At 73.4% G+C, this 18865-nt stretch carries 19 protein-coding genes; 10 read left to right on the forward strand and 9 right to left on the reverse strand.

The window, feature by feature from the left end:
* Positions 1 to 28 precede the first annotated feature (28 nt).
* From FIP57_RS20665 to FIP57_RS20675, 3 genes are all read left to right on the forward strand, one after another.
* Entirely contained in the window at positions 29 to 1189 is a 1161-nt protein-coding gene (locus FIP57_RS20665; protein ID WP_148575449.1) for a sensor histidine kinase, read from the forward strand.
* On the forward strand, positions 1186 to 1851 hold the full coding sequence (locus tag FIP57_RS20670) for a response regulator (RefSeq protein WP_203231382.1): 666 nt from the start codon (positions 1186 to 1188) through the stop codon (positions 1849 to 1851). The genes FIP57_RS20665 and FIP57_RS20670 overlap by 4 nt, the downstream gene beginning before the upstream one ends.
* A gap of 121 nt (positions 1852 to 1972) precedes the next feature.
* Complete coding sequence (locus FIP57_RS20675; protein WP_148575450.1) at positions 1973 to 4057, forward strand: MMPL family transporter; 2085 nt, start codon at positions 1973 to 1975, stop codon at positions 4055 to 4057.
* Here the strand turns inward: FIP57_RS20675 and FIP57_RS20680 are convergent.
* A complete protein-coding gene (locus FIP57_RS20680; RefSeq protein WP_148575451.1) occupies positions 4034 to 4255 on the reverse strand; it encodes a DUF3072 domain-containing protein in 222 nt (73 codons plus the stop codon). The two genes, FIP57_RS20675 and FIP57_RS20680, sit on opposite strands and share 24 nt — an antisense overlap.
* Before the next feature lie 134 nt (positions 4256 to 4389).
* Between FIP57_RS20680 and FIP57_RS20685 the strand changes: the two genes are divergently transcribed.
* Entirely contained in the window at positions 4390 to 5139 is a 750-nt protein-coding gene (locus FIP57_RS20685) for an alpha/beta fold hydrolase (protein ID WP_148575452.1), read from the forward strand.
* Here FIP57_RS20685 and FIP57_RS20690 read toward each other — a convergent pair.
* The 7 genes from FIP57_RS20690 to FIP57_RS20720 all read right to left on the reverse strand — a co-directional run bounded on the left by FIP57_RS20690 (position 5053) and on the right by FIP57_RS20720 (position 10355).
* On the reverse strand, positions 5053 to 5295 hold the full coding sequence (locus FIP57_RS20690) for a helix-turn-helix transcriptional regulator (protein WP_238993639.1): 243 nt from the start codon (positions 5293 to 5295) through the stop codon (positions 5053 to 5055). The two genes, FIP57_RS20685 and FIP57_RS20690, sit on opposite strands and share 87 nt — an antisense overlap.
* A 3-nt stretch (positions 5296 to 5298) precedes the next feature.
* Positions 5299 to 6168, reverse strand: a complete 870-nt coding sequence (locus FIP57_RS20695) for an ABC transporter permease (RefSeq protein ID WP_148575453.1) — start codon at positions 6166 to 6168, stop codon at positions 5299 to 5301.
* Positions 6165 to 7088, reverse strand: coding sequence for an ABC transporter ATP-binding protein (locus FIP57_RS20700; RefSeq protein ID WP_148575454.1), 924 nt, complete (start codon positions 7086 to 7088; stop codon positions 6165 to 6167). The genes FIP57_RS20695 and FIP57_RS20700 overlap by 4 nt, the downstream gene beginning before the upstream one ends.
* Positions 7089 to 7203: 115 nt before the next feature.
* Entirely contained in the window at positions 7204 to 7746 is a 543-nt protein-coding gene (locus FIP57_RS20705) for a dihydrofolate reductase family protein (RefSeq protein WP_148575455.1), read from the reverse strand.
* Positions 7747 to 7785: 39 nt separating this feature from the next.
* On the reverse strand, positions 7786 to 8697 hold the full coding sequence (locus FIP57_RS20710) for a glucose 1-dehydrogenase (protein ID WP_148575456.1): 912 nt from the start codon (positions 8695 to 8697) through the stop codon (positions 7786 to 7788).
* Positions 8697 to 9776 (reverse strand): baeRF2 domain-containing protein, encoded by a 1080-nt coding sequence (locus tag FIP57_RS20715; protein WP_148575457.1) that lies wholly within the window; start codon positions 9774 to 9776, stop codon positions 8697 to 8699. Before FIP57_RS20715 ends, FIP57_RS20710 begins: the two co-directional genes overlap by 1 nt.
* 45 nt (positions 9777 to 9821) lie before the next feature.
* A complete protein-coding gene (locus FIP57_RS20720; RefSeq protein ID WP_148575458.1) occupies positions 9822 to 10355 on the reverse strand; it encodes a hypothetical protein in 534 nt (177 codons plus the stop codon).
* A 448-nt stretch (positions 10356 to 10803) separates the two neighbouring features.
* Here FIP57_RS20720 and FIP57_RS20725 point away from each other — a divergent pair, with 448 nt between their 5' ends.
* Positions 10804 to 12009, forward strand: coding sequence for an ROK family transcriptional regulator (locus FIP57_RS20725; protein ID WP_148575459.1), 1206 nt, complete (start codon positions 10804 to 10806; stop codon positions 12007 to 12009).
* A gap of 24 nt (positions 12010 to 12033) precedes the next feature.
* Here FIP57_RS20725 and FIP57_RS20730 read toward each other — a convergent pair whose 3' ends face one another.
* Positions 12034 to 12237, reverse strand: coding sequence for a DUF6458 family protein (locus FIP57_RS20730; protein ID WP_148575460.1), 204 nt, complete (start codon positions 12235 to 12237; stop codon positions 12034 to 12036).
* A gap of 184 nt (positions 12238 to 12421) precedes the next feature.
* Here FIP57_RS20730 and FIP57_RS20735 point away from each other — a divergent pair, with 184 nt between their 5' ends.
* From FIP57_RS20735 to FIP57_RS20755, 5 genes are all read left to right on the forward strand, one after another.
* On the forward strand, positions 12422 to 13933 hold the full coding sequence (locus FIP57_RS20735; protein WP_148575461.1) for a DUF1800 domain-containing protein: 1512 nt from the start codon (positions 12422 to 12424) through the stop codon (positions 13931 to 13933).
* A 32-nt stretch (positions 13934 to 13965) separates the two neighbouring features.
* Positions 13966 to 15597 (forward strand): DUF1800 domain-containing protein, encoded by a 1632-nt coding sequence (locus FIP57_RS20740; RefSeq protein WP_148575462.1) that lies wholly within the window; start codon positions 13966 to 13968, stop codon positions 15595 to 15597.
* Between the two features lie 35 nt (positions 15598 to 15632).
* Positions 15633 to 16946 (forward strand): DUF1501 domain-containing protein, encoded by a 1314-nt coding sequence (locus FIP57_RS20745; protein WP_148575463.1) that lies wholly within the window; start codon positions 15633 to 15635, stop codon positions 16944 to 16946.
* A gap of 32 nt (positions 16947 to 16978) precedes the next feature.
* Positions 16979 to 18370 carry a calcium-binding protein gene (locus tag FIP57_RS20750; protein WP_148575464.1) on the forward strand — a complete coding sequence of 464 codons (1392 nt, stop codon included), beginning with the start codon at positions 16979 to 16981 and terminating at the stop codon, positions 18368 to 18370.
* Between the two features lie 143 nt (positions 18371 to 18513).
* A complete protein-coding gene (locus FIP57_RS20755) occupies positions 18514 to 18822 on the forward strand; it encodes a hypothetical protein (RefSeq protein ID WP_148575465.1) in 309 nt (102 codons plus the stop codon).
* Positions 18823 to 18865: the final 43 nt, after the last annotated feature.

The raw sequence follows: 18865 nt of genomic DNA on the forward strand, positions 1-18865 counted from the left end.
CGCCGAGCCGGCTTGCGACGATGCAGCCGTGAGGACGACTGCGCCGCCGGGCACCCCCGAGGGGCGGCTGCTCGACGCCGCCGTGGCGCTCGTGGTCCTCGCCCTCTGCTGCCAGCCGCTGGTGCTGGAGGGGGACGCGCCGTGGTGGGGGTACGCCCTCGTGGCCGCGCAGAGCGTGCTGCTGCTCGGCCGGCGGGAGCTCCCGGTCGTCGCCAACCTGCTGGTCGCGGCACCCTCCGCGGCGTACGGCCTGACCGACCTGCCCGACCCCGCGGTCCCGTTCGGCGCGCTCGTCGCGGTCTACAGCACGGCCGCCTGGGCGGGGCGAAGGGCGGTGCACGTGACCGCCGTGCTGGTCGTCCTGGTGCTCACCGTGGTGCTCTTCGTCGACCGCGGCAACGACGTCGGCGACGACGTGCTGGTCCTCTACCTGACGTTCGCGACCGCCTGGCTCCTCGGCTACAGCGCTCGCACCCGGCGTGAGCGGATCGCCGAGTCCGAGGAGCGGGCCCGCGAGCTGGAGCGCACCCTGGAGGCCGAGTCGCGGCGGCAGGCGCTCGAGGAGCGGCAGCGGATCGCGCGCGAGATGCACGACGTGCTGACCCACTCGGTGAGCATGATCGCGGTGCAGGCCGAGGCCGGCCCGCTGGTCGCGCGGAAGGACCCGGAGGCGGCCGCGGCGATGTTCGAGACCATCAGCGGCAGCGCCCGGCAGACGATGACCGAGCTCCGCGGGCTGCTCGGGGTGCTGCGCGGCGACGACGGCGAGCCGGCCGCGCGGCTGGCCCCGCAGCCGACGCTCGAGCAGGTGCCGGCCCTCGTCGAGGAGGTACGCGCGGCCGGGCTCCCGGTCTCTCTGCAGGTCGAGGGCGATCTCGCCGGCGCGGCGCCCTCGACGGGGGTGGCGGCGTACCGCATCGTGCAGGAGGCGCTGACCAACGCGCTGCGCCACGGGGACGGCTCCGGTGCGTCGGTGGCTCTCCGGCTCGACGGCGACGGGCTGGAGGTCGAGCTGGAGGTCGAGGTGGTGAGCGCCGGAGCGCCGCGGCCTGGGAGCGTGGAGGGACGAGGGGTGACGGGGATGCGCGAGCGGGCGGCCGCGGTCGGCGGCACGCTCGAGGCCGGGCCCGCGCCCCCGGGCTGGGCGGTCCGCGCCCGGCTGCCGCACGGCCGGCAGGAGCACCGGTGACCCGGGTGCTGCTGGTCGACGACCAGGCGTTGGTACGCGCGGGGTTCCGGCTGATCCTCGAGGCGCAGGACGACCTCGAGGTGGTCGCGGAGGCGGCCGACGGGGCGCAGGCCCTGGCCCTGGCCGAGGAGCACGGTCCCGACGTCGTGCTGATGGACATCCGGATGCCGGTGCTCGACGGGATCGAGGCGACCCGGCGGCTCGTCGCGTCGCAGCCGGGGAGCCGGGTGCTGGTGCTGACGACGTTCGACCTCGACGAGTACGTCTACGACGCCCTGCTCGCCGGTGCCAGCGGGTTCCTCCTCAAGGACGTGAGCCGCGACGAGCTGGTCAGCGCGGTGCGGGTGGTCGCCGCGGGCGAGGCGCTCCTCGCGCCGACGGTGACCCGGCGGCTGCTGGCCGACTTCGTGCGGAGCCGGCCACCCGCCGCGCCGACGCCCTCCCCCGGCGTGGCCGGGCTGACCGCGCGCGAGCAGGAGACGCTCGAGCTGCTGGCGCGCGGGATGTCGAACGCAGAGATCGCCGCCCGCTTCGTGGTCAGCGAGAACACGGTGAAGACCCACGTCGGCAACGTGCTGATGAAGCTCGGGCTGCGCGACCGCGTCCACGCGGTCGTCTACGCCTACGAGCACGGGCTGGTCCGCCCCGGCACCTCCTCCTGAGGGGCGAGCGCTCGGCGTCCTCACCCGTGAGGACGAGGCCGGAGACCGTCACCGCGGGGGAGTCGCCGGGGTGCGCCGCGCACCTAGCGTCGGGCCGTCCGTCCGATCCAAGGAGCCCGCCATGGTCCTCTCCCGCCTGTCCCGCTGGTGCCACCGGCACCCGGTCGTCGTGGTCGCCTGCTGGGTGGCGGTGCTCGTCGGCGGGGTGCTGTCCGCGCCCGCCCTCTTCGAGCGGCTCTCCTCCGACGCCGGCGACCTGCCGGGGAGCGAGGCCACCGGCGCCGAGGAGCTCGTCGACGCCGCCTCGCCCTCCGGCGACACGATCAGCGCGGTGCTCGTCGACGACGACCCCGCCGAGCTCCGCGGCGAGGTGCAGCGGGTCGCGGCCGAGGTCGCCGGGCTGCCGGGCGTGGCCGGGGTCGCCCACCCGTGGAGCGCCGACCGGCTCCCGGCCGCCGAGGACGGCACCGCAGCCCTGGTCTCGGTCGAGCTCGGCGGCGCCGAGGTCGAGGAGGTCGCCGAGGAGGCGGCCGGGCTGCTGCGTGGTGCCGACGTCGGCTCCGTCGAGGTCGGCGGCGGGCCGCTGCTCGACCTGGAGATGGAGGAACAGGCCGCGAAGGACCTCGCCACCGCCGAGGCGGTCTCGCTCCCGGTCGCGCTGCTGATCCTGGTCGTGCTGTTCGGCGGCATCGCCGGCGCCTCGGTGCCGGTGCTCGCGTCGCTGACCGCGATCGGTGGCACGTTGCTGACGCTCCTGGCGGTGAGCGCGCTGACCGACGTCTCGGTCTACGCGGTCAACGTGGTCACGATGCTGGGGCTCGGGCTCGCGATCGACTACGCGCTGCTCGTGGTCTCGCGCTACCGGCGCGAGCTGGGGCTCGGCTCGTCGCCGGCCGACGCGGTGGGCACGACGTTCGCGACGGCCGGCCGCACCGTGGTCTTCTCCGGGCTCACCGTGGCGGTCTCGCTGGCCGGGCTGCTGGTCTTCGCCGACCCGTTCCTCAGCTCGATGGGCGCGGCCAGCCTGGCGGTGGTGCTCCTCGACGTGGCCGCGGCGACGACGCTCGTCCCCGCGCTGCTACGGGTCTTCGGCCGCCGGATCAAGGCCGCCCCGGCCCCGCGCGGTGCGGGCCGCTGGGCGGGGTGGGCGCGCCGGGTCCGGCGTACCCCGGTGGTGGCGGCACTCGCCGCGGCCGCCGTGCTCGGGCTGACCGCCGTGCCCTTCCTCGGCGCGACGTTCGAGGACCCCGACGCCCGGTCCCTGCCGGAGTCCTCCGACTCGCGCCAGCTGGTGGAGACCGCCGAGCGGCACCTGCCCGGCGTCACCACCGAGCCGGTCACGGTCGTGGTCCGGGAGGAGCTCGGCCGGCAGGAGGCCACGGCGTACGCCGACCGGCTGGCCCACGTCGACGGGGTGGCCTCGGCACGGCTGCGCGAGGGCACTCCGGGGCTCACCGTCGTCGACCTCCTGCCGTCCGGCCCTACCCAGGGAGCCGTCGCCCGTCAGGTCGTGGAGGAGGTCCGGTCGCTGCCCTCGCCCGGGACGACGCTGGTCGCCGGCCCCGCCGCGGAGCTCGTGGACTACGGGGCGATGGTCCGCGACCGGCTGCCGCTGATGCTCGTCGTGCTCGGGGCCGGCACGTTCGTCCTGCTCTTCCTCTTCACCGGCTCCGTGCTGCTGCCGGTCAAGGCGCTGCTGATGAACACCCTGAGCCTGGCGGCCGCCTTCGGCGCGCTGGTCTGGGTCTTCCAGGACGGCCACCTGGCCGGGCTGCTCGGCACCGAGGCGGTGGGCAGCCTCAGCATCACCACCCCGGTGCTCGTCCTCGGGATCGCCTTCGGGCTCTCGATGGACTACGAGGTGTTCCTGCTCGGGGCGATCGGCGAGGCCCACCGGCAGACCGGCGACACCGACCTGGCCGTCGAGCAGGGGCTGCAGCGCACCGCCGGCATCATCACCGCCGCCGCGCTGCTGATGGTGGTCGTCTACGGCGCCTTCCTGCTCGGCGGGTTCGCCCCGGTCCAGCAGGTCGGCCTGGGGCTCGCGGTCGCCGTGGCGGTCGACGCGACCCTGGTCAGGCTGGTGCTGGTGCCGGCGGTGATGACGATGGCGGGGCGCTGGAATTGGTGGGCCCCCCGGCCGCTGCGGTGGCTGCACGACCGGGTCGGGCTGGTCGAGGGGTCACCCACCCTCGACGCGCGGTGAGGCGTCCTGGAGCTCGTCGATGAGCCGTGACGCGTCGGCCTTGCTGAGCCGCTCGGGCACCTCGGTGCCGCTGTCGGTGGCCAGCGTCTGCAGGTAGGACAGCTGGCTCGCGGTGGCCGGCTCGTCGCCGGTCACCCACTGGTCGGGGTCTTTCGCGGCCGCACCGGAGGTCTTCGGGTTCTCGTTCGCTTCGCTCATGTGTTCGAAGCTACCCAGGGACGTGGCGGACAACCTCGCGGTGCCGGATCAGTTCGAACGGCACCCTCGCGGCGCCGCCGAGGTGCAGCTCGAGCTGATCGATGATTCCGCGGCGGCCGGCACGTCCACAGCGCATGAGGACCTTCGTGCTCGTCCCCGGCGCCGGCGGGGACCAGTGGTACTGGAGCCGCGTCGTACCCCTGCTCGAGCGGCGCGGCCACCGCGCGGTCGCGGTGACGCTGCCCACAGGTGACGAGGGCGCCGGGCTCGAGGAGTACGCCGCAGCGGTGGTCGACGCGGCGCCTGACGGACCGGTGACCCTGGTCGCCCAGTCGATGGGCGCCTACGCCGCGAGCATGGCCGCGACACGGCTCGACGTAGTCGACCTCGTGCTCGTGAACGCCATGGTCCCGGCGCCGGGCGAGACGCCGGGGGAGTGGTGGGACGCCGTCGGGCAGGAGGATGCCGCGGCCCGGCATGCGGCGGCGGAGGGGCGCCCGCCGGAGTTCGACCCGATGGGCGACTTCTTCCACGACGTGCCCGCCGAGGTCGTGGAGGAGGCGATGCGGCGGGGCGAGCCGCGGCAGGCCGAGCGCCCCTTCGGCGACCCCTGGCCGCTGGAGCGCTGGCCGGAGGTGCCGACCCGGGGCCTCGCCGGCGCGGACGACCGGCTCTTCCCCGCGGAGCTCCAGCAGCGCGTGGCCCGGGAGCGGCTGGGGCTCGCGCTCACCGTCGTGCCCGGCGGCCACCTGCTCGCGCTCGCGCAGCCGGAGGCGGTCGCCGACTTCCTCCAGGGATCAGGCGGTCCGGCCGCCCAGCCGCGGGAACTGGCTCAGCGAGAAGACCACCTCGACGGGGACCTCGAAGAACTCCGCGATCCGTAGGGCGAGGTGCAGGCTCGGGCTGTACTCGCCGCGCTCGAGGTAGCCGATCGTCTGGTAGTGCACGTCGAGCGCGTCGGCCAGCTGGCGACGGGAGATCCCGCGCTCCGCCCGCAGCATGGCGATGCGGTTGTAGACGGTGTCGTTGCCCAGGGCCACCGGTCAGCTCCACGCCTGCAGGGCGGCCTGCTTGCGGCTCTCGACGGCCGAGCCGGACTCCTTGCGCGCCATCGCCAGCAGGATCCGTGGGGCGAGCGCGAGGCCGACGACGCCCCACAGCCCGAGGACGGCGAACGTCTCCCAGGTGTGGAACTCGCCGCCGAGCTCGGCCGCAGCGGCGGACTCGGGCAGGATCGCGTCGCGCATCCCCGCGCCCAACCAGTAGACGGGAAAGACCAGCGCGATCGGCTGGACCCAGTCGGGCATCCCGGTGATCGGGTAGAAGATGCCGGAGATCGCGACGAGCACGACCATCGGCAGGAAGCTGAGGCCGAACCCCGCGCCCGACGACTTCACCAGGGCGCCGACGATCGCGCCCCACGGCATCGTGGCCGCCATCCCCAGCAGGAAGACCGCGAGCAGCATCAGCCAGCCGCGCAGCGGGACGTCGGCGACCCCGGGCACCAGGAACAGCCCCGCGACGACGAAGATGACCAGCCCCAGCAGCGTGCCGAGGATCGCGAGGACCACCCGGGCGACGAGGTAGCCGACCATCCCGTTGGGCGTCGACTTCGCCCGGAGCAGCGTCCCGTCCTCCCGCTCCACGGCGAGCGTCTGGGCGGTGGCCATCCAGCCGCCCATCGCGACGTTCATGCCGATCAGCCCGGGGACGGTGGCGAGCGCCAGCGAGAACCCGGTGCCTGACAGGTCGGAGTCGCGCTGGAACCACAGGACCGCGACGAACGCCGCGTTGACGGTGACGATCCAGACCTGGTCGGCGCGGTTGGTGAGGCTCTGGGCCATCTCGATGAAGCCGCGGCGCACCCCGAGCCGGGCGGCCACGACGACCGGGTCGGCGGTCGGGCTCCTCATCGGACCACCTCCAAGCCCTGGGCGGTCGCATCGCGCTCGCCGGACTCGAACCTCTGCACCAGGGCCATGTAGCTGTCCTCCAAGGTCGCCCGTCTCACCTCGAGGTCGGCGACCTCCTCGCCGTACTGGGCGAAGAGCTCGCGGACGAACGCGGTGGCCGCGTCGGTCGCGTGCACGAAGAACTCGCCGTTGCGGCTCCACCGGACCTCGGTGCGCCCCTCGACCTGGCGCGACAGCTCGGCGGCGCTGCCGTCGGCGACGATCCGGCCGCCGGCCAGGATGAGGATCCGGTCGGCGAGCTTCTCGGCCTCGGCCAGGTCGTGGGTGGTGAGCAGGATCGTGGTGCCCTCGAGGTCCGCGAGCCGGTGGACCACGTCGTGGAAGTCCCGCCGGGCCTGCGGGTCGAACCCCGTCGTGGGCTCGTCGAGGAAGAGCACCTCCGGCCGGCCGACGATGCCGATCGCCACGTCGAGCCGGCGCCGCTGGCCGCCGGAGAGCGAGCCGACCTTCTTGTCGGCGTGCTCGGCGAGCCCCACCAGCGCCAGCAGCTCGTCGACGTCCATGGGGCGCGGCGACCCCGGGGTCGAGTACGGCACGTAGTAGGCGGCCAGGTGCTGGAGGAGCTGGCGCACCCGCCAGCGGCCGTGGTCGCGCCACGACTGCATCACGACGCCGAGCCGGGCGCGCCAGGCCTCGTCGCCGCGTGCCGGGTCGGTGCCCAGCACCCGCACGTCGCCGGCCGAGCGGATCCGGAATCCTTCGAGGATCTCGATCGTGGTGCTCTTGCCCGCGCCGTTCGGGCCGAGCACGGTCAGCACCTCGCCCCTGCTGGCGTGGAAGGAGACGCCGTCGAGCACCTCGACGGAGCCGTAGCGCATGCGGAGGTCGTGGACCTCGATCACCGGGTCGTCCGACACCATCGTCGGAATGTAGCACTTCTGCTACATCCTGGAACAGATATGCGTCCTGGTTGTGTCGAGCCGCCCCTCGTGGCGCGCGGAGAGGTGTTGAGCCGCCCCTCGTGGCGGGGGTGACCTAGCGCCGGGTCGTGTAACGCAGGACCACCGCGCCCGAGGAGAGCTCGCCCCGCTCGGCCAGGTCCAGGTCGACGTGGCTGGACAGCCCGGCGAACAGCGTCGGGCCGTGGCCGGCGAGCCGCGGGTGCACGACGATCTCGTACTCGTCGATCAGCCGCCGCTCGGTCAGCGCCTGCGCGAGCTGCGCGCCGCCGACGAAGATCCCGCCCGGGTGCGCGCGCCGGAGCCGGTCGACCACCTCGCCGAGGTCACCGTTGACGACCTCGGCGTTCCAGTCAAGCTCCTCCAACGTGCTGGAGACGACGTACTTCTTTGCGGCGCTGATCGTCCGGGCGAACGGCAGCGTCCACTCCGGCAGCGCCGGGTCCGGCGACCGCCAGCCCTCCTCCATCATCTGGTAGGTCACCCGGCCGAACAGCAGGGCGTCCGCGCGCTGCAGGCTCTCGGTCGCGTTCCGGTGCAGATCGGCGTCGGCGACCATCGCGGTGTGGTCGTAGCACCCGTCGAGGGTGACGTTGATCGAGAAGCGGACCGGTCCCATCGGCCGAGGGTAGCCACCGCGGGCGGTGCCCGCACCGGCTCAGATCGTCACGGGCTGCCCGCCGGTCACCCCGATCACCTCGCCGGTGATGAAGCTGGCGTCGGCCGAGGCCAGGAAGACGTACGCCGGAGCCACCTCGGCCGGCTGGCCGGCGCGACCCAGGGGTGTCTGCGTGCCGAACGACTCGACCTTCTCCTCCGGCATCGTCGCCGGGATCAGCGGTGTCCAGATCGGCCCCGGTGCCACGGCGTTCACCCGGATCCCCTGCTCGGCGACCATCTGCGCGAGCCCGCGCGTGAAGTTCACGATGCCGGCCTTCGTGGTGGCGTAGTCGAGGAGCTCCGGTGACGGCGAGGACGACTGCACCGACGAGGTGTTGATGATGCTGGACCCCCGCGGCATGTGCGGCAGCGCCATCTTGCTGAGCCAGAACATCGCGTAGAGGTTGGTCTTCACCACCCGGTCGAACTGCTCGGTGGTGATGTCCTGGATGCCGCCCGGCTGCGCCGTCTGGTACGCCGCGTTGTTCACCAGCACGTCGATGCGGCCGAACTCGTCGACGGTGCGCGAGACCAGCGCCCGGCAGGACGCCTCCTCGGTGAGGTCGGTCGGCACGGTGAGGGCGCGACGGCCGGCCCCCTCGACCAGCTCGGCGGTGACCCGACCGTCCTCGTCCTCACCGGGCAGGTAGGCGATCACCACGTCGGCGCCCTCGCGTGCGAAGGCGAGCGCGACCGCCCTGCCGATGCCGGAGTCGCCGCCGGTGACGACGGCGACGCGGTCGGCGAGCCTGCCGGTGCCGCGGTAGCTCTCCTCGCCGTGGTCCGGCTCGTCGCGCATGCGCGGGGTCACCGAGCCGGGGGACCCCGGGGCGGGCAGCTGCTCGCCCTCGGTGTCCGGCTGCTGGTGGAGCTCGTGCGGGTCGGTGGACTCCGGCGTCTGGCTCCCCATCACTGGTCCCACCGGAGCAGCGCTGCGGCGGCGGCGCCGCCGAGAACCGCGCTCGGCACCGCGGCGACGGCCGCACTGGTGAGGGCCGCGGCCGCGACCAGGGCCTGGTCGGCGCGCACCGGCCCGGAGGGCAGCTCGGGGCCCAGTGTCAGGCCCGGATGCTGCCCGGGATCCAGGGTCAGCTCGGCCGTGGCGGCGGTGTCGAGGAGCAGCGTCTCGACCTGCCCGCGGACGAACGCGTCGGCGACCTCGCGTACGCCGGTGGCCACCGCCCGGTCCTGGCCGAGCCGGTCCTTCAGCTCGTGGTGGAACCCGAGGCGGCGTTCGACCACCTGCGCCATCAGGGCCTCGCGGACCGCCTGCTGCTGGGCCTCGTCGCCCCCGTCCTCGTTGCGGGTGCCCGTCTCGAGCACCACGACCGTGGCGCCCTGGACGTCCGCGAGCTCGTCGCGGACGATCCCGATCGACTGCGGGTCGCCGGCCAGCAGGACCAGCTCGATCCCCTGGTCGACGTGCTCGCGGACCTTCGCGGCGACGTCCTTGCCGTTGCGGATCCACACGTTGTCGGTGACGTGCTGGTAGCGCAGCGCCGACCAGCCGCCGACCGGCACCTTGTGGACGTGGTGGGTCTCGCCCCCGGCGCTCGTCTCCTCCTCGGGCTCCGGCACGTCGGAGTCGTAGACCGCGACGTCGCCGCCCTCGTGGTCCACGAGCGCGAGCACGAAGGTGGTCACGCCGTCGCGGTGGTCGATCCACCGGCCGAGGTCGGGGAGGGGGCCGTACGACGCCACGGGCTGCTCGACCCGGAACCCCGAGACCTCGTCGAGGAGGACCCCACCGGCGTTCGCCACCACCAACCGGGCCACGGGGGCGGGGCGGTGGACGAGGTCGGAGAGCCGTTCCCGGAGCGGTCCGACGACCGCCTCGTCGGCACCCTGCTCGGTCAGCGCGTCGACCGCCGCGCGGACCCGGAGCTCATGCTCCTGCTCGGCGTTCTCGTTCTCGTGGCTCACGTCCACGAGGACGGTCGCGAAGGGGCCGGGGGCGTTGAAGACGTCGGTGAGCGGTGCGGTTTCCATGCCTGGGCCGTTACCCGGTGCCCACGCCAGGAAACCGGGTCCCGGTCAGGCCGCCGGGCCCCTCCGGCGTACGTCGGCGACCGCGCCCATCGCCTCGCGCAGCTCGGCCAGCCAGTCACCCTCGTGGCGCCCGACCAGCCGCACGCACCAGGCCAGGGCCTCGGAGCGGGAGCGGGCCACGCCCGCGTCGACCAGGGTGTCGAGCACCAGCCGCTCGGGCTGGCGCAGCCGGGTCATCACCGGCGCCGCGACGTGGGTGAACAGCTCGCGGTGGGCGTCGTCGCCGCTGCCGAGGACGGCGCCCCAGGACACCTTGCGGTCGTAGCGGTGCTCGGCCTCGCGGGCGATGCCCACGCGACGGTCCCGGGTCTCCTCCCGGAACGCCTTCGCCCTGCCGGCGCGGGCTTCCGCCCGCTCCACCTCGCTCGCCTCGCCGGGCAGCTCCACGTCGGGCAGGTGCAGGAGCACGGTGATCTCCTCGCGGTCCACGGTGATCTCGGGCTGCTCCGCCTGCCACTCCTCGGGGAGCCGGCCGGTGAACCACCCGCGCAGCCGCTCCCGCGCCTCGTTTGTAATCATGATTACAGCGTTGCTCGTCTTTCGGCTCTGCTCAACCCCTGGACCGGACAACCGCCGGATCTGGTTGAGCCGCCCCTCGTGGCGGCAGACGTTGACCGCCCCTCGTGGCGGGCGCGGGAGACGTTGATCCGCCCCTCGCGGCGCGCGCGGGAGACGTTGAGCCGCCCCTCGTGGCGCCAGGCCGAGGCCCCGGCGCGTCGTACGTCGAAGTCCGCGCACGTGCGCAGCTGTCGACGCGAAAACCGTCGGATCGCGTCAAAGCCCGTTCACCTGAACGGCTGCCTTCGCCACGAAGGGCGGTTCAACAACAGGAGCCCGCGTGACGAGGAAGGTTTTCTCGCTCGCAGAAGGAAACCCGGTGCGTGTCGCGGACACGCAGGACGATCCGTGCCCCGAACGTCTAGGGTTCGAAACCCAAGTAGTTAACTCGACTTCATAGGAGACGCCGATGATCCTCCTCGCCCGCGGTCGCTTCGGCCCGACGGCCACCCGGGTCATGGAGCCCCTCCGGGTCCACGGCCCGCTCCCGCGTGAGCAGGTGGCGCAGCAGAGCGGGCTGAGCGTCGCCACCGTGGCGCGCACCGTCGCCGTGCTGGTGGAGGAGGGACTGGTCCGCGAGCGTCCGGACCTCGTCGAGCCCGGGGCGGTCGGGAGGCCCCGGGTGCCGGTCGAGGTCGACCCGGTGCACTACAGCTCCCTGGGGGTGCACGTGGGCCGGCTCGCGACCACCGTCGCGCTCGTCGACCTCACCGGCCGCCCCGTCGCCCAGCTCCGGCTGCCGACCCCGGTCGGCGCGTGCGGCGCGACGCCGGACGACGTCGTCGGCGCGGTCAGCAGGTCGGCGGCCGAGCTGGTGCGCCGCCACCCGCGTCGCACGGTGCTGAGCGCCGGCATCGTCGCACCCTGGTTCGACGTCGGCCTCCCGATGGAGGAGACGCGGCGCCGCCTCGAGCTCGCCACCGGGCTGCCGGTCGCGGCCGGTGACCACGTGGCGGCGGTCGCCGCGGCGGAGTACGTCGCCCGCGGGACCCACCTCCCGGGCTGCACCATGTACGTCTACGCCCGCGACACCGCCGGCTTCGCGCTCGCCAACGAGCAGGAGCTGCGCACCGAGATCTCGCGGGTCGGACGGCTCGCCCACTTCCCGACCGGCTCCGACACGCCCTGCCACTGCGGAGCGACGGGCTGCCTCGAGGCGACCGCGAGTGACGAGGCCCTGGCACGCCGCGCGTTCGACCAAGGCGTCGTCACCGAGCCCGACATCGACGCGGTGCGCGTCGCCGCGAGGCGCGGCGACCTCGCCGCCCACGGGCTGCTGCTCGACCGGGCCACCGTGCTCGGCCGGACCGCCGCGATCGTCCGCGACATGGTCGCGCCCGACCGGGTCGTCCTGGTGGGCCAGGCGTTCACCGGCTACCCGCAGGGGATGGACGCCGTGCGCGAGGCGCTGCTCCGCACGACGACTCTCGGCCTCGTCGACATCTCCTTCACCCGCTTCGGTGCCGGGGTCCAGGCCGCCGCCTCGGGCGCGGTAGCCCTCGGCCCGGTCTACGAGGACCCGCTCGGGCTGGTCCGCGGGGACCGCGACCCCGTGCCCGCCGAGCCGACTGCGCCCACCGCGCCCCCGAGGGGCGCTCCGGTGCCCGCCTCATGACCGCGCGGCCCCGGGGGGCCGCCGTCACACCTGCCGGTGCTCCTCCACGTGCCGGGTCTTGTTGCGCTGCTGGTTCATGACCAGCCCGAGGACGAGCGTGAGGACGCCGGCCGCGAGCAGGATCCAGCCGAGCGTCTGGTCCTCGACGAAGCTGATGTCGTACTCGATGACGCCGGTGACGAAGACCAGCCCCAGCACGATCAGCGTGATTCCCAGTCCGAGCCCCATGACAGTCCCTTCTCCCGGCGTACGGCTGAGGGCAGGGTCCCCCGCGACACGCCGGGCGAACCCTCACCCGGGACCGTCCTCGGCAAAATCGGAATTTTAGGTACAAAGTCCCGCGACCCCGGCAGAATGTCCTGCGTCGGTCGGTCCCGGGAGGTGGCCCGACCCCGCGCAACGGGAGGGCGCCATGGCGATCGCGGGTCCCGCTCCGCGCAGCCTCGCCCGAGGCGCGCGCCGGCCCGGGGTACCGCCCGCGCGCGGCCGCCGCGGCCACGCCTCCACCCCGGTTCCCACCGCCCGCGAGCTGCACCTGCTCAACCGGTTCGGGTGGGGGTTCTCGGCCTCCTCCTTCGCGCAGCTCCGCCGCGCCGGCGGCGCGGTCCACTGGTTCGCGCAGCAGCTCGACCCCGCGTCGGTGCAGGAGAGCTCCCGCGCCGAGGCCCTCGACTCGTGGTTCCCGGCGCTCCAGGAGGAGCCCGCGGTCGTCTGGCGCCGCCACCACGACGGCTGCCGGCGGGCCACCGACCACGCCCGTGACCTCTCCAACCGCACGCTGCTGCGCCGGATCTACTCCACCCGCTCGGTGCTCGAGAGCCTGACCGACCTGTGGAGCAACCACCTCCACGTCGAGTCCACCTCGATCCCCGCCTTCACCCAGCGGGCTGCCTACGACGACGTGGTGCGCGCGCACGCGCTGGGCCGGTTCGACGACCTCCTCGTCGCCACCGCCCTGCACCCGGCGATGCTGCTCTACCTCGACGGGTGGGGCTCGCCGGCCCGCGAGGCCCACGAGCACCACGCGCGCGCGCTCCTGGAGCTGCACACCGTGGGTGCCGGTCCCACCACCCCCGCGGCGGTGCGCGAGGCGGCCCGGCTGCTCTCCGGCCACACCGTGGTCCCGACGACCTGGACGGCCACCTTCGACGCCGGCTCCGCCGACCGCGGTCCCGTCGAGGTGCTCGGGTTCCGCCACCAGGGCGGGGAGCCGGACCCGGAGACCGCGCGGGCGTTCCTGCGCCACCTCGCTCGCCTGCCCGCCACCGCCCGCCGGGTGGCCCACCGGATCGCGGTCCGCTTCGTCTCCGACACCCCCTCCGGCCACCTCGTCGACCGGCTCGCCGCGGTCTACCTCGCCAACGGGACCGACGTACGGCCGGTGCTGCGCGCGCTCCCCGACGAGGACGAGTTCTGGGGGTCGGCCGGCCGCAAGGTGCGCACCCCTGCCGATGACGTCGTGGCCACCTGCCGGGCGCTCGGCGTCCGCGCGGAGGCCCCCACCGGCCCCCGCTCCTTCGCGCACGAGCTGTCGTGGTCGCTGGGCAGCATCCCGGTCCACCAGTGGCCGCGCCCCGATGGTGCTCCGGACACCGCCGGCTCCTGGGGGTCGGCGAACCGCACGCCGAGCTCGTGGCGGCTGCATTGGGGGAGGGCCGGCGACGCCCACCCCGACGGCCGGGTCCGGTTCCTCGAGCCGACCGACTTCCTGCCCCGCCGGCGGCTGCGGTTCGACGTCTTCGTCGACCACCTGAGCCGGCGGCTCCTCGGCCGGCCCGCCACGGAGGCGCTGGTCGCCGAGGCCTGCCGCAGCTGCGGCGTCACCCCCGACGACGTGGTGACCCGCCACCACCCCGCCGTACGCACCGAGTTCCACGACCTGGTGGCCGTCCTCCTCGACTCCCCGGCCCACACGACCCGCTGAAGCCACCGCTTCCCGACGCCGATGAAGAGACCATGACGCAGACGATCGTGTCCCTCGCCCGCCCGCTCGCGAGCCGCCTGAAGCCGCGCAAGCGCCGCGGCAAGAAGCGGCAGCGCCGGCGCGAGAAGGGCAAGGTCGTCCGGGGTCGCAAGCCCAAGAAGCCGAAGAAGCCCAAGAAGACGAGGAAGCCGAAGCCGCCGAAGCCGGTGAAGGTGCCGAAGTCGACGACGCCCACGGCGCGCGAGCTGCACTACCTGAACCGGCTCGGGACGGGGTTCTCGACGGAGTCCTTCGCGCAGCTGCAGGCGGCGGGCGGTGCCGACGAGTGGTTCGAGCAGCAGCTGGACCCGGGCTCGGTGCCGGAGAGCGCCACCGGCAAGGCGGTGCCGAACTGGTTCCCGTCGCTGTTCCGGCCCGCGAAGCAGATCTGGGACATGGACCAGGCGGGGGAGTACCCGGCCTGGGAGGTCGCCCGGGACCTGTCGAACTACTCGCTGCTGCGGCGGATCTACTCGAGCCGGACGGTGTTCGAGAACATGGTCGAGCTGTGGAGCAACCACTTCCACGTGCAGGCCGAGCACTTCCCGACGTTCGCGCACCGCCCCGGCTACGACGCGACGATCCGCCAGCACGCGCTGGGGAAGTTCTCCGACCTGCTGGTCGCGGTGTCGCTGCACCCGGCGATGCTGCTGTACCTGAACAACTACCGGTCGGTGAAGAACGCCCCGAACGAGAACCAGGGGCGTGAGCTGCTCGAGCTGCACACCGTCGGTGTCGGGGCCGGCTACACCGAGCAGATGGTGAAGGACTCGGCGAAGATCCTGTCGGGCCACACGGTCGCGGCGCACTGGAACAAGCCGATGACGTTCGAGTACTCCTACGACCCGACGCGGCACACCACCGGCGCGGTGTCGGTGCTGGGGTTCACGGACGCCAACAAGGACGCCGCGGCTGCGGAGGGGCTGGCCGAGCGGTACCTGCGGCACCTGGCCAAGCACCCGGCGACCGCGCGGCGGGTGGCCCGCAAGCTCGCGGTCCGGTTCGTCTCCGACGACCCCTCGGACTCGCTGCTGGACCGGGTCGCGCAGGCCTATCTGAACAACGACACCGACATCAAGGCGACCCTGCGGGCGCTGGTCGCGACCGACGAGTTCAAGGTCTCGGCCGGGCAGAAGTTCCGCACCCCCGCCGACGACGTCGTCGCCACCGCGCGGGCCCTGGGCGTCGTCGCGAAGGCGCCGACCAGCAACACCTCCTTCGCCAACGCGCTGTCGTGGACGCTGAGCAGCACCCTGCTCTACCAGTGGCCGCGGCCGGACGGCATGCCCGACCGGGCGTCCACCTGGGCGACGACCACGCGGCTGCTCAACTCCTGGGCGATGCACTGGAACATGGGCGGCGGCTGGTGGCCGAACCAGCGGGCCACCTTCCGCACCCCGGAGTCCTACCTCCCCGCACCGGCGGTCCGCTTCGACGCGCTCGTCGACCACCTGTCCCGCACGATCCTCGGGCGCCCCGCCTCGGCGACCGTGCTGGAGGCCGCCGTCGACGCGATCGGCCGGCCGGCCGACGAGGTGATCACGGCCGACAGCGGGCTGGTCCGCTGGGAGTTCCCGCCGCTGCTGGCCGTGCTGCTCGACGGCCCCGAGCACCTGCACCGCTGACCCCCGCCGCTTCAAGCGAGAGCGTTGAGAGACCGATGACTGACGTGATGACTACTTCTCCTGGTTCTTCTGCTGCTGGTGACTGCTGCGAGGAGTTCGCCAAGGCTGCGCGGCTCTCGCGGCGCCGGTTCCTCGGCGGCGTCGCGGCCGCCGGCGCGGTCGGGGTGTCCACCAGCGTGTTCGGCGACGCGGTCCGCTCGGCCTCGTTCGCCGCGACCCGGGGCGGCAACGTGCTGCTGGTGATCTCCTTCCGCGGCGGTATCGACGGCATGGGCGTCGTGGTCCCGCACGGCGACCCCGTCTACGCCACCGCCCGCAAGACCATCGCGGTGCCGAAGAACCAGCTCGTCGCCGCCGACGGCTACTTCGGGCTGCACCCGAAGATGGCGCCGCTGGCGCCGTACTTCGCCTCCGGTGAGCTCGCCGCGGTCCACGCGGTCGGGATGACCACCCCCAACCGCTCGCACTTCGAGGCCATGGAGCTCATCGAGGACGCCGACCCCGGCTCCAGCCTCCGCCAGGGCTGGGTCAACCGGATGGTCGGCCTCTCGGGCAACCCGACCGCCTCCGACACCGTGCACCTGGGCACCTCCACCCCGCCCACCCTCGTCGAGGGCCCCACCCCCAGCGTGGCCACCGAGTCGCTGGCCGACATCAGCCTCTCCGCCTTCGACGGCAAGCAGTGGCAGGCCCGCCGGGTCAAGCACCTGCAGCGCTCCTGGGCCGGCGTCACCGGCCCCGCCGGCGCCGCCGCGAAGTCCGCGCTGACCACCGTCGACACCCTCGCCCCCCTCGGCAAGCAGCCCTACACCCCCGCCGACGGGGTGACCTACCCCGACGACTGGTCCGCCAAGGGGCTCGCCGAAGCACTGCGCGACACCGCCAAGCTGATCAAGGCCGACATCGGCACCGAAGTCGTCTCCATCGACTTCGGCACCTGGGACTTCCACGACGGCTACGGCAAGATCGACTCCGGCAACATGCAGCGGATGATCGAGTCCTTCGCGACCTCGCTCGCCGCGTTCCTCGCCGACCTCGGCCCGCTGCGGAGCCGGGTCACCATCGCCACGATCAGCGAGTTCGGCCGGCGCACCGTCGAGAACGGCAACGGCGGCCTCGACCACGGCTGGGGCAACATGATGCTCCTCGCCGGCGCCGGCATCGACGGCGGCAAGTACCACGCCACCTGGCCCGGCCTCACCACCGGCGGCGACGCCGACCTCACCGTCACCACCGACTACCGCCAGGTCCTCGCCGAGCTCATCCACACCCGCTTCCCCGACAAGGACGTCACCAAGGTCTTCCCCGGGATCTCCTACAACCCCATCGGCGTCACCAAGCCCAGCTGACCTGACAGCGACCTCGACCCCGGAGTCATCCCATGGCCCTTGCGCGCCTGCTCGCCGCCGCCGTTCTCGTCTCCGCCGGCATGGCGACGGCCGGTCCGCCGGCGGTCGGCGCCGACGCGGCCTCCCGCCCGACCGAGACCTCGAACGGGTTCCGCTGCACCGTGCTCGGCACGCCCCGGGCTGACCGGCTGGTGGGCACGGAGAAGCGGGACGTCATCTGCGGGCTGGGTGGCGACGACGTGATCGTCGCGCGTGGTGGCGACGATGTCGTCGACGCAGGAAGCGGCAAGGACGTCGTACGAGCGGGTGCGGGTGATGACACCGTCCTCGGGGGCGACGACGCCGATCGCATCGCCGGAGGGACCGGGCGTGACACCGTGACCGACTCGATGGGGCGCGACCTGATCCTCGGCGGTCCCGGCGCCGACCACCTCGACGGTGGGTACGGGCACGACCGGGTCCTCGCAGGGCCGGGCGCCGACGTGCTCGTGGGTGGCTCCGGGGCCGACTCCCTCCTGGGTGGCCCCGGGAACGACGACCTGGTCGGGGACGGTGGCGGTGACCTCCTCGACGGTGGCAGCGGGACCAACTGGTGCAGCGTCGACTCCCGGGACGTGGTCCGGGGATGCGTCGCGGACGTGGCTCCGCCCGGCATCCACGAGCTCTCGCTGTCCGCCGGGAAGGTCGACATCACCGACGCCGCCCGTACCGTCCGGATCCGGGTGCACCTCACCGACGACACAGGTGTGGCAAAGGCCGAGCTCTCGGTTGCAGGGCCCAGCGAGCTGGGGCGTGCGGCAGGGGACGGCGTGCTCGCGCTGGACGGTGGCACTGCCCGCAACGGGTGGTGGGCGACGACTGTGACCGTGCCGCGATGGGCTCAGGGGGGCGAGTACACCGTGCAGCTGTCCGTCCGCGATCGCCAGCACAAGACCGTCCGGCGAGGTTGGGAGTCGCCGAGCCTGCAGGTCGTCGACCGCGAGCCTGACGTCGCGCCGCCGGTGGTCGAGGAGCTGTCCGAGCCGCTGATGTCGACCGTGGTCGACGCACGAGGATCGCGCCAGGCCTTGTACGTGCGGATGCGGCTCTCGGACGTCGGATCCGGTGTGGGCGGCGTCGATGTCTGCCTCATGCAACCCACGGCCACCGGTTACTCATTCCCCTCCTGCTCGGTCGTCGGGTCGTGGCGTGGCGGCAGCCGCTATGACGGCTGGTGGGACGCGAAGGTCGCGGTGCCTCGAGGCGCAGCCGGCGGTGTGTGGAACGTCGCGGTCGTGATGGCGGATCGTGCCCGTCCGGATCAGCGCCACTTCTGGATGGCGTCCGAGGGGTACGGGTACTGGGTCGACACGTGGGCGAAGCCGAACCTGCACATGTTCCCGGACGGGGCCGGTCGGTTCCGCGTCCTCGGCGCGAGGGACTAGGGCAACGGCCCTGCGTCGCGCGGCGGGCCGTTCACGTGAACGAGCTTCGACGTGATCCGGCGGTTTCGGCGTCGACATCCGCGCACCTGCACGGACCTCGACGTACGACGGGCCCGACCACGTCCACGTCGTACAGTGGCGCCATGACCACCACCCACGACGACGTGCTCGCACGTGTCTGGGTCTCCCTGGTCAGCACGGTCGGCGTGGTGCTCGCCGTGCTCCTGCCGCCGATGCTCGCGGCCGAGGGGTCGACGAGCGCGGGCGGTACGGCGCTGGTGGTCCTGGCACTCTCCCTGCTCCCGCTGGGGCATCACTTCTCCGCGTCGGCGGTGCTGCGGGTCGGTGCCGTCGGTCCGATGACCGGGGATGAGGTGTGGCCGCGCCCGAGCGAACAGGCCACCGACCCGGTCCACCACCCGCTGCGTCCGCGCGCTCCTGGGCTCGCCTGACGCTCGCACCTGCGAGCTGACGGCGTTCCCTTCTTCATCCCAC

It is taken from the genome of Nocardioides caldifontis (assembly GCF_008087345.1).
GTDB classification, from domain to species: domain Bacteria; phylum Actinomycetota; class Actinomycetes; order Propionibacteriales; family Nocardioidaceae; genus Marmoricola_A; species Marmoricola_A caldifontis.